The sequence below is a fragment of the Clostridium pabulibutyricum genome, assembly GCF_058242705.1.
In genome coordinates this window covers 26,085-39,959 of record NZ_JBZAYZ010000012.1, presented here as the reverse complement: position 1 = coordinate 39,959, position 13,875 = coordinate 26,085, and the positions used below count along the sequence as shown (strand labels likewise).

Here is a 13,875-nt window from a genome sequence, read left to right as displayed (position 1 = left end):
ATTTTATAAAAAATACTTTAGAAAGGAGGACATATAGGTGGATTTATTTAAGGACTCAGATAAAAAAATATTGATTGATTTGTCTCTTAAAAATGGTGCTAAGGAGCCTAAAGTCGTGATTGGAGATCTTGACATATCATCTAGGGTTAGAGGTATAAAAATAGCAGGTGGAGTAGGGAGAATTCCCTCGGTAGAATTAGAATTATTACCTGAAGAGATAGATATAACTATAGATCAAGTACCTATAATCTTAAAGAAAAGCATTAAGGATTTTTCTTTAGAGGATATTACTAAAGAACTTCAGCTGAGACTATGTAGACAGCTTATAGAAAATAGTTATAAGAGGTGATGAAAGTGCCGGCTAAACAATTTGAAGTCAAAATTGCTAAGGTAGATCAGGAAAATCATATTGTGGAAGGTGTTGTATATAGACCCTCTAAAGTTTTCAAGGAAGATGGTACACCAAAGGATTATGTGGACACTCAAGGGGACTGGGCAACCGTAGAAGATGTAAAAAAGGCATGCCACAATTTAAGCAAGAAGTTAGCACTTACACAATCTATAGCTAAGGCAGGTGTGGATAAAAGTCATAATGAAAAAGGTGGATATGGTTTTGTAGCTGAAAATTATATAGCTAAAACAGATATCCCTGATATAGAAGCTAAAGCTGATGATTGGTGTGCTGCAGTAGAAGTTACAGATGATTCAACATGGAATCAAGTGTTAAAAGGAGATATAACAGGTTTTAGTATTGGTGGTACTGCAGTTTATGTAAAACCTAAAGAAGGAGGTGAAGGAAGTGCCGAGAATGACTGACATGGATATTAATTTCATATCTCTTGTAAAAAAGGGAGCCAACAAGCAAAAAATACAAATATATAAAAGTGATGATTATAAACCCGAAACCAATTCAAATTCAAATGATGATGAGGTTAAGGGTTTTATTAATGTAGTAAAATCATTTTTTACAGGGAGAAACACAGTACAAAAGGCTGATAAACCAAAGCCACCGACAGATTTTGCTGGAGCTATAGCTGCACAAGATGTATCTAACAATTTAGACAATGCTAGGTGGACCCTGAGGACTGTTATGTATAATATCTTAGCTGATGATAATATAACAGATAAAAAAGCTCAAATAGGAACACAAGTTGATGCTTTCAAGACTTATGTTTTGAATCAATTAGATAAAGTTGGAATAAAAAAATGTGCTGATCAACTTAAAGGTGAGCCCATCGAAAAATCAGGTAAAAAAATATCTGCAACAAGATTAAAAAGTATAAAAGGTGCAATATCATCCCTGCAATCGATAGTTGATGATGCAGAGGTAAATGAAGGAGGAGATGGAGAAGTGAACAAAGAGGATGTAAGCAAAGTATTAAAATCAGTTTTGAATGAAGGATTGAAGCCAATAAATGATAGGCTGGATAAAATTGAAAAAGAAGATTCAACTACATGCCCAAGTTGTGGGGCAAAAGTAAAGCCAGGAGATAAATTTTGCTCGAGCTGTGGTAAAGCATTGCCTACAGCAAGTTCTTCAACAAAAAAAGAAGATACCTCTGAAATAATAAAAGCCGTTATAAATGATGCGTTGAAGCCTGTTACCGAAAGAATAGAAGCAGTTGAAAAATCTAGAGGTATATCAAAACAAGCTGAGGGTGGCAATGAAACTACAGTAAAAAAAGAAAATATATTTTCTGGGATAGATATATAGGGAGGAATGAAAAATGCCAATAAGCAATAGACAAATAATTCAAAAAGACAGTGTATTGACTGCTGGGAAAACATCAGGGTTATTAAATCCTGAACAATCAACAGCCTTTTTAAAAATGGTATTTGATGATAGTTCTTTTTTAGGAGAGTTTTCTCATCAGACGAGAAGATCAACAAAAGGAGTTATCGATAAGATAGGAATTGGCAGGAGGCTTTTAAGAAAACAAACAGAGGGTACAGATACACTATCTGGTAACGGAGTAGAGCCTGTACTTGGTTCAGTTCCATATAGTACTACTGATACAGTCCTTGGAGCTGAAATTTCTGAGAAGTTTATAAGAGAAAACATTGAACATGAAGGATTTGAAACTACTTTCATGGGTATGATAGCAAATCAGGTTAAAGTAGACATGCTTGATTTAGCCTTTAATGGTGATACCGCAGTGGCAGCAGAGAATCCGGATCATGATTTTCTTATAATTGATGATGGAATAATAAAACAACTTACTGATGGATCACATATACTTGATGCAGCTACATTAGGAACAAATTTTACTGACAATATATTTACAGGAGCATTGAGGGCAGTACCTAGCAAATATTTCAATAAGGAAAAATATAGATGGATAGCTAATAATGATATGTATATTAGATGGATTGAATATTTAAAAAGTAGAAATACAGCTGCAGGAGATATGGCCATACTTAATGGAACTAATATCAATCCACTTGATGTTCAATGGAGGATAGTCCCTAATTTCCCTGATAATAAAATTATACTTGCAGATCCTTCAAACTTTTGCATAGTTAATACTTATGATATAAATCTAAGAAAGACTATTGAAGGTAAAGAGGCTGTATATAGAGATATGAGGTTCTATGCTTTGCACTTGGATATGGATACTATAATACTTGAAAAAGATTCTGTTGTAAGTGTAAATAACATTCCACAAATTGCAGCAGCTTAATATTTAATATTGGAGGTGAAGGATATGGTAAAGGTAGAATTAATAAAAAATTGTATTTATCACGCTCCTTCTCACGTCTTTGATTACAGAAATAAAAATACAAAGATTCAGGAAGTAGATAATAAATTAGCAAAAATACTTCTTGAATCAGGGTATTTCAAAGAAGTGAAAGAAGCATCTGGTAATGATTCTGGAGAAAATTCAGGGAAGTAAGGTGTTTAATGATGGATTATATAACATTAGAGGAATTGAAAAGTATAGTAGTAAATGACCACATGGCATTAAAAAGTGATACAGCGTTGAGCCTTCTGATTAAATCAGGAAAAGAAATAATTGATAACTATTGTGGCAAAGAATTTACTGGGCCAATTCCATCTACAGTTAAAGTTGTTAATGCTGAAATTGTGAATGTACTTTTGAATGATAGCAGTAAAGAGAGTGAGTCTAACGGTGATTATTCTTATAAAGCTAATTCCAAGGCGTATGAACAGATATTGAAAAAGCTTGATGGATTCTCTGATGAACCAGAACCAATTAATAAAAGCCATTCCATAAGATGCCAGGTGATATAAAATGTCTTTTTTAGGAACTCTTGATAAGATGTGCACAGTATATAGAAATTCACCTGATACTCTTGATGAGTATAATGCACCTAAGGACGATCCTGTTCCAATAGGAGAATATCCATGTAGACTTGGAAGAACATCAGGGAATATAAATCAGGAACAACCTCAATTAGTATCCTATGAAAATAGAAGGCTTTATACTATAGGAGCTGCGGATATAAAAAAAGGTGACATTATTATAGTAAATGGCGATAAGTATAGGGCTGAATTACCTAATAGACCTAGTCCATATCAACTTGAGGTTGATGTGGTAAATGAAAGTGAGGAATAATTTTATGGGATGGGAAGTTAAAGGACTTGATGATTTTCAGAAAACTATACTTGGGTTTGTAAATCAAAAGTATCCTGAAGAAAAGCAAAAAGAACTTATGAAGCTTGGAAAAATGTATCAAAGAGAAGTAAAAACCATTATGAATGATGAGGACATAAGGGATACATCAAGACTTATAAATTCAGTATCTGTGGCTCAACAAGATGAAAATACGGTTGTTGTTGGTACTAATGTACCATATGCTATAGATGTAGAAGATGGGCACGTACAGCATAGAAGATTTTTGCCTAAATTGGTACTCCAGAAGAGTGGAGGGAAAAAGTGGAGAAGACTTGCAGTTAAAACTACTTTTGAAACTAAAATAAATAAATATACCTATATGAATGAAACTCAAATATTGCCTATAACAGATAAGAGAGTTAAAGGCTTTATGTTAAAGGAAAAATTTATACCAGGTAAACATATGTTTAAGAGAGGATGGCTAAGATTTAATCCCAAAGCTGAACAGGAATTAAAAAACTGGACTGATGAAATGTTTGGGAGGTTAAGCGGCTAATATGTATGAGGTTTTTAATGGTATAAGAAAGGTAATTGCAAATGGATTTCCGGGAGTTCCAGTATATATAAAAAACAATGGAGGAGACTTTAAAAGGCCTTCTTTTTTTATTTCATTTGTTGGAAGCAATTCTGTAGATATAAACAAATTAATGTATATAGATTCTATGCTGTTTCAGGTAGTGCTCTTCTCTGAACTGGATTTTTATAAGAATGTAGATACTGAAAAACAATTTGATCAATATGAAAAACTTAAAAATTTATTCCAAAAGAAAGGATATGTTGAGGTGGGAGATAGATGCCCATCCATAACTAGTTTAGAAGGTGGGCCTAGAGGAAATGAAATATATTTAACCATAGGTATTGATTGGCATGATAGCAGGTATACTCCTGAAACTGGAGAAACTGCAGATGCTTTGGAGTTAGATATCTAAGTATTAGATTTGTGAAAGGAGATAAAATTAATGGGATTACCAGAACTTAAAATGGAGTTTATGCAGAAGGCTTCAACTGCAATTGAAAGAAGCTCAAAAGGTGTTGTTGCTTTAATCTTAAAAGATGATACACAAATACTTCAGACTGAATTCAGTTATACTTCTGTTGCAGATATTGAATCTAATAAATTTACTGCAGATAATGTAGATTATATTAAAAAAGCTTTTCTTGGCACTCCAAGTAAAATTATTATAGAAGTGATTCCGACTATAGCGGAAGATTTTAATAATGCATTAAAGATATTAAACAACAAAAAGTGGAATTACTTGGCTATACCTAGTATAGAAGCAGCTCAAGTTCAAGATATTGCTTCATGGATTAAGACTAAAAGGGATATGGACCATAAAACCTTTAAGGCAGTGCTTCCAGATTGTGAGGGAGATCATGAAGGGATTATAAATTTTGAAACTGATGAAATAAAGATTAAAGATTCAGATAAGCAGTATTCAACTGCAGAATATTGTTCTAGGATGGCAGGTATATTTGCTGGACTTCCGTTTACGAGGTCAGCCACTTATTATGAATTGTCAGAAGTCATTAGCATAAAGGAATCTACCGATCCAAATGCTGATGTAGATGCTGGAAAACTAATACTTATAAATGATGGAGAAGACATAAAGATAGCTTCGGGGGTAAACAGTCTGACAACTATGACAGATCCCAAAGGTCCTGATTGGAAGGATATATTGATTATAGATAAGATGGACCTTAATAGGGATGATATATCTACAACTTGGACAAGAGAATATTGTGGGAAAGTTATAAATATCTACAATAATAAAATGCTCTTCATATCTTCAATAAACGCTTATTTCCTTGAATTACAGACACAAGATAATTTCTTTGAACCAAATTCTGAAAATAAAGCACAAATAAATTTGGATGCACAGAAAGCATATTTACAAAGCCAGGGAGTAGATGTATCGAGTATGAAAGACCAAGATATATTAATGGCTAATACAGGGAAAAAGGTATTTATAAGTGCAAATGTTAAGTATACAAATGCAATGCAAGATCTAGAGTTTAGTGTTTATATGGCAGCATAAGAAGGAGATGATTTAATTGGCATTTGATCCTAAAAGAGCGATTAGCGGAAACAAAGGAGAACTGTGGATTGACAACGAAAAGTACAATGAGGCTACTCAGTGTCAAGGTAAAGTAAAAGCTGACAAAGTAGATGTCCCAATGTGTGGGAAAAAGGGGAAACCTAAAAAGAATACTGGCTGGGAAGGCAGCGGTACTGTCAAAATGACGAAAATAACTAGCAAATTAGCAAAAAAGGTCTCTACATCAATAAAAAATGGAACAGCTTTAAATGCTACTATAATAAGTCAACTAAATGATCCAGACGCATATGGTTATGAATCGGTTGCTTTCTACGGGTGCGAGTTTGATGAAGCTACATTGGCAGATTGGGAATCATCTAAACTTGTGGAAGAAAGCTATCCTTTCACCTTTACAGACTTTGACTTCCTAAATGAGATAGTAGCAGATGATCAATATGAAGGATAATTTGAGGAGGATTTTAAATGGAAAATAAAAACGTACAAGATAAAATAAATAAAGAATATGATGTAATGCAATTGCTCCTGGAAGCGGATCCTGAAAAGGTAAAAATGCCTATTGGTAAAATAGAAATCAAAAGGCTTTCGGAAGCGTTAGGAAAGCCTGTGTATTTTACATGTAAGGCTGTACCAGTAGATAAATACAATAATATTCAGCAAGACGCAGTAAAATATGATGATGAAGGTGGAATAGAAGGTATTGAAATTACAGATACTCAAATTTTCACTATTATAGAAGGGACCATAAAACCTAACTTCAAAAATAATGATCTAATGAAGCATTATGGAGCTCCTACACCAAAAGAGCTGGTAAAAAAGATTTTACCGTTGCCAGGTGAAATAAACCACGTATATAAATATATTAAAAAATTGAGTGGAGATAGGAAAGATATAATTCAGGAAATAAAAAACGAATAAAGACAGATGGTTTTATTGAAATGATGTACTATTATTGGACAGAAAAAGGAATAAGGCCATCTGTCTTTTATAATATTCCAGAGAGAGAAAAGTTGGTTATTAGGGCTTTTTATGAATATGAACAGTCTGAAAAGAGGCATTCTCGTAATAGAATAAAAAGTAAAGAAATCCCTATCTTCCCGGTAACTATTATCTAATCCCTCTATATCGTATTTGGACAAATTATAACGTAATTTGTTATAATGTTGTTAACAAAATATTAATATATGGAGGGATTATGTTGGAGGGAAATAATAAAAATGGGGAAAATATATCTTCCGATTCTACAAAGAAAACAGAAGGTAATCCCAAACAAGGTTGCGGATGCTTAATAGTAATATTAATAGTAATTATTGCTATTGGCTTTGGCGTATATAAACACAATGTTACTAAAAAACAGAAGGCTGAAGCGGTTAAGCAGGAACAAATCGCAAAGCAAAAACAAGCGGTACAGGAGAAGAAAGAAGAGGAAGCTGAAAAAAATACTCAGGTTAATGAACAAAAATCAAATATTCAAAATGTAAAATTAGATCCACTATTTAAATTAAGTCAAATTAAGGGTAAAACTCCTACAGAGGTTAATAACATTATAGGTAAGCCGGATGCTCAACGAAATGATAAATGGGAGTATGCAGATACTCATGAAGAAACCGATGCTGTAGTAGAAATATTTCATAAAAAACAATTTGATATTGAATTATGGTTTATAGATGGAGTTGCTGCAAGACTAAGTTTAGAACCTAAAATAAAAATACAAACAAATCAGATTACAGATGTGCTTAAAATATTTTCACTTGGTTTTACTGACCCTACTTATGAAAATGATTATGGGATGAGATGGGTTAATGAATTCGGAATGTATGAGTTTTCAATAAGTTATCAGGATTATACAGTAACACTTATTCATATAATATTAGATGAAAAATATAGATAGATGTAGAGAATCACTTAATTGTGGTTCTCTTTTATTGGAAGGAGGTGAGAATTTGGAAATACAAAATAAAATAACATTGGAAGATGACTTCACCTCGGAGCTGTTAGAAATAATTGAACGTACTAAAGATTTTCAGCAGCAGATAAGAGAAGCTAAAGAGAGAATAGATGAAATAAATGAAATCAAGGCAAAAGCTCAAATAGGTGCTGACACTAAAGAAGCTGTTAAGGAGATTTCAGAGACAAGAAAGCAAATTAACGAAATAAAAAAGAATGTTTCTTTTGTGGTTGCTGCTAAAGATTCGGCAAGTGAAAGTATCAGAAGAATAAAACTTGAAACTAAATCATTAGTTAGTAGACCATTTACAGCAATAATAAAAGCTAAGGATGAAGTCAGTGATGTAGTTGGTGGAATAACTAATAAATTATTTAGTTTGAAAACATTAGCTGCTGGAATTGTTTTAGGTGGAACAGGGAAAAAAATGTTTGACTGGACATTAGGAAACGCAAGTAATAATGAGTTATATTTGGCTAGATTGCAAACAATGCTTCATAGTAAAAGTGCAGGATCTGAGGCCTTAAAATGGGCATACCAAAAAGCAGAAGATACCCCGTTTGATGCATCAGAGGTTGTCTCAGGAGTAGCGGGCTTAGCTACTAATGGATTAAATTTTAGAAAATATCTTGTCCCATTGGGGGATTTGTCTGCAGCTGCAACAGCTCCATTAGAACAATCTATTGCAGCAATGGCTAAATTAAAATCTGGACAACTTGGAGTAGCAATTGATATGTTTAGAGATTTGGGTATTGGCAATGATGATTGGATTAAAGCTGGAGCTAAATTTGACAAACAAGGTGCATTACAAGGAGTAACTTCTCAACAAGCTGTAGATATGGTAACTAAAATAATCAATTCTAAATATGGTGGCTTAATGGCCAATTTAAGTAATACAGCAAAAGGGAGAGAAAGCAATATTGGCGATATTATACAATCAATGGGCAGAGGACTTTCAGGTATAGACTCTCATGGAGCAATTATGAAAGGGGGATTATTTGATAATTATAAGAAACAATTAGCTACTATAATACCATTACTTCAAAATGTCAAACAGTCAAGTGCATTCAAAGGTTTAGAAAAAGACATAGGTAATTTAGCTACTAATGCTGGAAATAAATTTCAGGGTTTTTTAAAAGGCCTTTCAAATCCTCAGACGGTAAAAGATTATGAAGATAAATTTAATCAATTCATAAAAGATATAAAAGCAGGATGGGAAGTAGCTAAAGAGTTTGGAAAAGCTGTAGGAACTATAGGTACCGCATTAAAACCGGTATTTAGTTTAATAGCAGAACATCCTAAAATATTTACAGATCTGTTTTTAGGCATTGGAGCCGCAAAAATAGGCGGTTCCATGTTCAAAGGTGTATTTGATAGTTTCAAAGATATTAAATCGATAATAAAAGAATTTCCTACATTAGACAATGCCCTGAAAACTATGGTTAAAAATGGTGGTGGCGGACTAAAAGGGGTATTGAAGTTACCTTTTACAGGTCTAAAAGAAGGATTTGGTGTAATAAAAGATACAGCTAAATGGATACCAGGATTATTTAGTATTACAGGCAAAAATATTGTATCTACATTTAAAGATGGAGGAAATGCTGTAAAAAATTTCGGGAGTTTAATGAAAGGTATACCTAAAAATGTAACTACAGCATTTGGAACATTAAAGGGGACATTAAAAGGAGTTAATATAATTAAACCACTTCAAGATTCATTTAAAAATTTTAAAAATCTTGGAGTAATGAAAGAATTACCTAAAACTTTAAATCTGGCATTTAATCCTTTAAGAAGTGCATTTGGTACAGTAGGTAACTTAGGTAAGGCATTCGGTAGAAATGTGGGAAGCGCATTTAGGACTGTAGGGTCTCTTGCAGCAGGTGCCGGAAAAAACATTTTAAGTTTCGCAAAATTAATACCTAGTGGTTTTAATTCTGTAATTGGTACAGTCAGACTTTGGGTTGGAACATTGGGCAGTCTATTAAAAAGTAAGCTTCTTAGTGTAATAAGAACTGTAGCTTCTGGAATTATGGGTATTATTAGGCCACTGTTTGCATTTATTGCAGCGAACCCTATAGTATTGATTATAGGAGCAATAATAGGGGCTTGTGTACTTCTCTATGAAGCGTGGAAACATAATTGGGGAGGTATACGTGATAAAACAAAAGCTGTAATAGATGAAATAAAGAAATGGTGGGAAGGATTAAAAGAATTCTTTGCACATCCAATAAAAGGTACTATAAATATACTTAAAAGTATAGGTGATAAAATAACCGGTAAAACAGGTAAAAATGCACTTGGTACAACGTACTGGGGAGGTGGACCAACATGGCTTAATGAGTTTGGACCAGAAATAATTGATCTTCCATCCGGCAGCAGAATTCATAGTAACAGGGAATCCCTTAGAATGATGCAGCAACCAGTAAATAAAAAACAAGCAGTACAATGGGGGCAGGATATACCAGGTAGTTTGGCCAAAGGAATAAAAGATAATACTGATGTAGTAACTAATGCTACTACAATAATGGCTAATGAGATAAAGAAGCTTATACATTTTAGTAAACCTGATAAAGGCCCACTAGCTGATGCAGATACTTATGGTGTTGATATGGTGAAGAATCTTGGATCTGGTATACAAAATAATATAAGATATGCGACAACACCTACGAATAATATGGCAAGTAGTACAAAGTCAGTTGTTACTGGACTTATACAGCAATGTCCAACAATGGGACAGCAGGTAGTACAGGAAATTGGATCTGGTATACAATCCAATGTAGGTAATTTAACAGGTATAGTAAAAGAATTAACTAATAAAGTAATAACAGCATTTAGAACTGGGTTTGGAATAAATTCCCCAAGTAGAGTTATGTATGAATTATCTAAGTTCATTCCTGCTGGAGTTATAAAAGGTATATCTTCTGTGGACATTCAAAAATTCATAAAAAACTGGATTGGAGATATTAGCTCAATGGCCGGCGGTATGAGTGGTAATGTATCTGGATGGCTTACGGCTGCACTTGGAATAACAGGAACTCCTATGAGTTGGCTCCCGGGATTATTACAATTGGTAAAAAGAGAGTCAGGAGGCAATCCATTTGCTTACAATGGAATAAGTGTTGGAGGAGAACATGCTACAGGACTTTTACAAATGCTTAGATCTACATTTACAGAAAATATGTTTCCTGGATTAGGGGATATAATGAACCCAATTGCAAATGCTGCCAGTGCTATAAGATATATAAAGAAAAGATATGGCAGTGTGATGAATATACCTAATCTTTTTGGAGGAAATTATAAAGGCTATGCTGTAGGGCTTACCAGAGTGCCACATGATGATTTCCCGGCGCTCCTGCATGAAGATGAAGAAATTGTGACGGGTAGTAAAGCGAGAGGGAATAAAAACACTGGTAATATAATAATTCAAAAGTTGGCGGATAAAATTGAAGTTAGAAACGAAAGTGATATAGATAAAATAGTTGATAAACTTTATAAAAAACTAGAGAAGGCAGCTTATAATATGGCATAAGGTGGTGAATGACATGGAATTTTGGTTAAAACAAGATAATGATAATAGTGGATTTCAGCTACCAATAAATCCTCCAAGTTATGAAATAGCTGCATTAATGAATAATGGAACGTTCGATACGGAAATGTCCGGGGAACGTTCCTTTTTGGGGACAGAAAAACTAAAAACATTTGAAATTGACAGTTTTTTCCCTTATGAAAAATATCCATTTTCATTATGTATAGCAAAGGAAGATCCTTATGAGTATGTAGATACAATAAACAAATGGAAAAGGAATAAGTGGCCTGTAAGAGTAATAATTACACAAACTCCTGTAAATTTATTATGTTCTATAGAAGAATTTCACTATGGGGAAGAGGCAGGATCTAGAGATGTTGTTTTCAAAATTATGCTTAGAGAGTATGTGAAAGTAAATGGAATTATAATTCAAGATGCTACTGTAACGACTACGGAATCCACATCATCAAGTTCAGGTGATGCTACTATAAAATTATTACAGCAAAATTTAAACAAATTGAAAATACCTAGTAGTACATTAAATGTAAATGGAATAAATGATTCTACAACAAAGGACGCTGTGAAAAAGTTTCAGTCAATTATGGGACTACAGCAAAATGGAAACTACAATGTTGCTGAAAGTACTGCAATAAATGAAATTTTAAATAAACCAATGTGTGGAATACCATATGTCCATAGATATGCTACCAGGTACATTCAATGGAGGGTTGGTACTAATATAGATGGCATATTTTATACAGCAACTAAAATTGCCGTTATGAAATTTCAGAAAAATAATGGCTTGTCAGTAGACGGAATTGTCGGGCCAAATACATGGGGTAAAATGTTTTAGCTTTAGATGGAGTGATTAAGAATGACAGCGATAAATATATGGGCTAAATACTATTCAGGAGGATTAAAAAAATATCTTACACAAGATTTGTCGGACTTATTAAAAACTGTGGTATCAAGTTGTGATAAATCTTCAGTGTCACGTAAATTTGATATTACCTATGCATATCCAATTACAGACCCAAATCAGCCGAAATTCCAAGTAGCACCGGGGACATTTATAACGGTATATTTGGATTATAAGGCTGTTTGGTATGGCTTTGTTCATACCAGGGAAATGAATACCCAGGAGCAAACTGTTACATTTACAGCGTATGATTGCTTGATATATTTAATTAGATCTAAAGTAAACTACAACTTTAATAAGGCTGTGGCTGAAAGTTGTGTGGAACAGATATGTAAAGATTTAGGAGTTAAATATAATAAGATTCCAACTACGGGAATCCCTATAACTTTACCGATAGAAGATGAAACAGCATATGAGGCAATCATGCATATATACTATGAGGTTAGTAAAAAAAATGGGAAAAAATATATCATGTACGCCGACAATAATCAATTGAGTGTGATGGAAAAGGGAGCAATAATTCAAGATAGTGTATCAGTCCCAGGGGCAAGAGGAATGTGGACTAGATATCATGCATTGGATCCAAAAGAGAACATGTCAGGCACAATATATAAGGATACAATTGAAAATATGATAAATAGAGTAAAAGCCTATGATGATAAAGGAAAACTTCTCGGAACAGTAGAAAGCAGCTATAATCAAAAATTTTATGGGACGTTTCAATCTACATACACTAAGGAAGAGGATAAAGATTGGAAGACGGAAGCATCAAATCTTCTACATGGCGTTGACAGAGAAATAACTGTAGATGCACTTGGGGATTGGAGATTTAGAACAGGATATGCAGCTTTTATAAATGCTCCATATATAGAAGCTTTAGATAAAAAGGTGTTTTATATTGATGGGGATACGCATACCTGGAATCTAGAAAGTGGGATTTACACTATGGAGTTAAATCTTAATTCTGAAAACACCATGGATGATGTGGAGGTGAGTTAAAATGGATTCATCCTATACTAAATTTTTGAAGATGATGCGTAGTCAAGGGGCAAAATATAATCCGCCAGGTATAAAAATTGGGACTGTTATAACAACCGATCCTTTAACAATACAGCTTGGCGATTTGCCACTATATAAAAACAATTTATTTATTGCAGATTATTTGTTAAGTGGATATAAAAGACAGATTAATATTTCATCTATTGATTCAACAGAAATAAGTTTTACGGATGGATTAAAAGAAAATGATCAATTGGCAGTAATAAAAATACAAGAAAAAAAATATTTAATACTATGTAAAGTAGAGGAGTTGTAAAAAGAATGGGACTACTCCCGGAAATATATGATATACCAATGTCTGATTCATTACAAACGGACATAACGAGTGATGAACAGGTATCTTTACCACGTGAATATGCATGGGATTTTGAAAAAAATGATTTCATCTTAGAAAATGGAAAGTTTGTTATAGTTGAAGGGATTGAAGCACTGAGAGTTTGGACTTGGAAGGCGTTACACACTCCAAGATTTAGATATGATATATATGATGAAAACTATGGGCATGATATTGAGACTTTGATAGGGAAAAATTTTAGTTATGAACTTATGGAAGCTGAAATAAAAAGGTTTGTTACAGAGTGCCTTACTAGAAATGAGTATATAACTGGAATAACTAATTTTAGCATGAAGAAAGTCAATAAGCGTGTAAGTATAAGTTTTACAGAAAAAACAACTTTTGATGATATAGATATAAAAGATATGACAACTGATATTCCAATATAAAGAAGGTGAAT

The 13,875-nt window shown here is 33.3% G+C and carries 18 protein-coding genes; all 18 read left to right on the top strand.

Annotation, left to right across the window (positions count from 1 at the left end; genetic code table 11):
• The first annotated feature begins 37 nt into the window (after window positions 1-37).
• The 18 genes from AC4CVH_RS12310 (at window position 38) to AC4CVH_RS12225 (ending at window position 13,864) form a co-directional block, all read left to right on the top strand.
• The gene (locus AC4CVH_RS12310) at window positions 38-349 is read left to right on the top strand and encodes a hypothetical protein (RefSeq protein ID WP_490788050.1); all 312 of its coding nucleotides are present in this window, start codon (window positions 38-40) and stop codon (window positions 347-349) included.
• Window positions 350-354: 5 nt separating this feature from the next.
• Window positions 355-816 carry an XkdF-like putative serine protease domain-containing protein gene (locus AC4CVH_RS12305; protein WP_490788049.1) on the top strand — a complete coding sequence of 154 codons (462 nt, stop codon included), beginning with the start codon at window positions 355-357 and terminating at the stop codon, window positions 814-816.
• The gene (locus AC4CVH_RS12300) at window positions 809-1,714 is read left to right on the top strand and encodes a zinc-ribbon domain-containing protein (RefSeq protein ID WP_490788121.1); all 906 of its coding nucleotides are present in this window, start codon (window positions 809-811) and stop codon (window positions 1,712-1,714) included. Before AC4CVH_RS12305 ends, AC4CVH_RS12300 begins: the two co-directional genes overlap by 8 nt.
• A 13-nt stretch (window positions 1,715-1,727) precedes the next feature.
• On the top strand, window positions 1,728-2,681 hold the full coding sequence (locus tag AC4CVH_RS12295; RefSeq protein ID WP_490788048.1) for a hypothetical protein: 954 nt from the start codon (window positions 1,728-1,730) through the stop codon (window positions 2,679-2,681).
• A gap of 24 nt (window positions 2,682-2,705) precedes the next feature.
• Complete coding sequence (locus AC4CVH_RS12290) at window positions 2,706-2,894, top strand: hypothetical protein (protein WP_490788047.1); 189 nt, start codon at window positions 2,706-2,708, stop codon at window positions 2,892-2,894.
• An 8-nt stretch (window positions 2,895-2,902) separates the two neighbouring features.
• Entirely contained in the window at window positions 2,903-3,253 is a 351-nt protein-coding gene (locus AC4CVH_RS12285) for a phage head-tail connector protein (RefSeq protein ID WP_490788046.1), read from the top strand.
• 1 nt (window position 3,254) lies between these two features.
• Window positions 3,255-3,578 (top strand): DUF3599 family protein, encoded by a 324-nt coding sequence (locus tag AC4CVH_RS12280; RefSeq protein ID WP_490788045.1) that lies wholly within the window; start codon window positions 3,255-3,257, stop codon window positions 3,576-3,578.
• On the top strand, window positions 3,562-4,134 hold the full coding sequence (locus tag AC4CVH_RS12275) for a hypothetical protein (protein ID WP_490788044.1): 573 nt from the start codon (window positions 3,562-3,564) through the stop codon (window positions 4,132-4,134). Before AC4CVH_RS12280 ends, AC4CVH_RS12275 begins: the two co-directional genes overlap by 17 nt.
• 1 nt (window position 4,135) lies before the next feature.
• Window positions 4,136-4,567, top strand: coding sequence for a phage tail terminator family protein (locus AC4CVH_RS12270; RefSeq protein WP_490788043.1), 432 nt, complete (start codon window positions 4,136-4,138; stop codon window positions 4,565-4,567).
• A gap of 30 nt (window positions 4,568-4,597) precedes the next feature.
• Window positions 4,598-5,674, top strand: a complete 1,077-nt coding sequence (locus tag AC4CVH_RS12265) for a phage tail sheath C-terminal domain-containing protein (protein WP_490788042.1) — start codon at window positions 4,598-4,600, stop codon at window positions 5,672-5,674.
• Window positions 5,675-5,690: 16 nt separating this feature from the next.
• The gene (locus AC4CVH_RS12260; RefSeq protein ID WP_490788041.1) at window positions 5,691-6,140 is read left to right on the top strand and encodes a phage tail tube protein; all 450 of its coding nucleotides are present in this window, start codon (window positions 5,691-5,693) and stop codon (window positions 6,138-6,140) included.
• A 17-nt stretch (window positions 6,141-6,157) separates the two neighbouring features.
• Window positions 6,158-6,610 carry a phage tail assembly chaperone gene (locus tag AC4CVH_RS12255; protein ID WP_490788040.1) on the top strand — a complete coding sequence of 151 codons (453 nt, stop codon included), beginning with the start codon at window positions 6,158-6,160 and terminating at the stop codon, window positions 6,608-6,610.
• A 280-nt stretch (window positions 6,611-6,890) separates the two neighbouring features.
• Entirely contained in the window at window positions 6,891-7,583 is a 693-nt protein-coding gene (locus AC4CVH_RS12250; RefSeq protein ID WP_490788039.1) for a hypothetical protein, read from the top strand.
• A 52-nt stretch (window positions 7,584-7,635) separates the two neighbouring features.
• Entirely contained in the window at window positions 7,636-11,166 is a 3,531-nt protein-coding gene (locus AC4CVH_RS12245; protein ID WP_490788038.1) for a transglycosylase SLT domain-containing protein, read from the top strand.
• A 13-nt stretch (window positions 11,167-11,179) separates the two neighbouring features.
• Window positions 11,180-12,016, top strand: coding sequence for a peptidoglycan-binding domain-containing protein (locus AC4CVH_RS12240; RefSeq protein ID WP_490788037.1), 837 nt, complete (start codon window positions 11,180-11,182; stop codon window positions 12,014-12,016).
• A gap of 21 nt (window positions 12,017-12,037) precedes the next feature.
• Window positions 12,038-13,081: an XkdQ/YqbQ family protein gene (locus AC4CVH_RS12235; RefSeq protein WP_490788036.1), complete on the top strand. Its 1,044-nt coding sequence runs from the start codon at window positions 12,038-12,040 to the stop codon at window positions 13,079-13,081.
• 1 nt (window position 13,082) lies between these two features.
• Window positions 13,083-13,397, top strand: a complete 315-nt coding sequence (locus tag AC4CVH_RS12230; RefSeq protein WP_490788035.1) for a DUF2577 domain-containing protein — start codon at window positions 13,083-13,085, stop codon at window positions 13,395-13,397.
• Window positions 13,398-13,402: 5 nt separating this feature from the next.
• Window positions 13,403-13,864: a DUF2634 domain-containing protein gene (locus AC4CVH_RS12225; protein WP_490788034.1), complete on the top strand. Its 462-nt coding sequence runs from the start codon at window positions 13,403-13,405 to the stop codon at window positions 13,862-13,864.
• The last annotated feature ends 11 nt before the right edge of the window (window positions 13,865-13,875 follow it).

What these genes read in the sequence shown, in the direction of transcription:
- AC4CVH_RS12290 (WP_490788047.1), top strand. Translation starts at nt 2,706, where the DNA reads ATGGTAAAGGTAGAATTAATAAAAAATTGTATTTATCACGCTCCTTCT.
- AC4CVH_RS12265 (WP_490788042.1), top strand. Translation starts at nt 4,598, where the DNA reads ATGGGATTACCAGAACTTAAAATGGAGTTTATGCAGAAGGCTTCAACT.
- AC4CVH_RS12235 (WP_490788036.1), top strand. Translation starts at nt 12,038, where the DNA reads ATGACAGCGATAAATATATGGGCTAAATACTATTCAGGAGGATTAAAA.
- AC4CVH_RS12280 (WP_490788045.1), top strand. Translation starts at nt 3,255, where the DNA reads ATGTCTTTTTTAGGAACTCTTGATAAGATGTGCACAGTATATAGAAAT.
- AC4CVH_RS12275 (WP_490788044.1), top strand. Translation starts at nt 3,562, where the DNA reads ATGAAAGTGAGGAATAATTTTATGGGATGGGAAGTTAAAGGACTTGAT.
- AC4CVH_RS12255 (WP_490788040.1), top strand. Translation starts at nt 6,158, where the DNA reads ATGGAAAATAAAAACGTACAAGATAAAATAAATAAAGAATATGATGTA.
- AC4CVH_RS12230 (WP_490788035.1), top strand. Translation starts at nt 13,083, where the DNA reads ATGGATTCATCCTATACTAAATTTTTGAAGATGATGCGTAGTCAAGGG.
- AC4CVH_RS12270 (WP_490788043.1), top strand. Translation starts at nt 4,136, where the DNA reads ATGTATGAGGTTTTTAATGGTATAAGAAAGGTAATTGCAAATGGATTT.
- AC4CVH_RS12225 (WP_490788034.1), top strand. Translation starts at nt 13,403, where the DNA reads ATGGGACTACTCCCGGAAATATATGATATACCAATGTCTGATTCATTA.
- AC4CVH_RS12240 (WP_490788037.1), top strand. Translation starts at nt 11,180, where the DNA reads ATGGAATTTTGGTTAAAACAAGATAATGATAATAGTGGATTTCAGCTA.
- AC4CVH_RS12285 (WP_490788046.1), top strand. Translation starts at nt 2,903, where the DNA reads ATGATGGATTATATAACATTAGAGGAATTGAAAAGTATAGTAGTAAAT.
- AC4CVH_RS12295 (WP_490788048.1), top strand. Translation starts at nt 1,728, where the DNA reads ATGCCAATAAGCAATAGACAAATAATTCAAAAAGACAGTGTATTGACT.
- AC4CVH_RS12300 (WP_490788121.1), top strand. Translation starts at nt 809, where the DNA reads ATGACTGACATGGATATTAATTTCATATCTCTTGTAAAAAAGGGAGCC.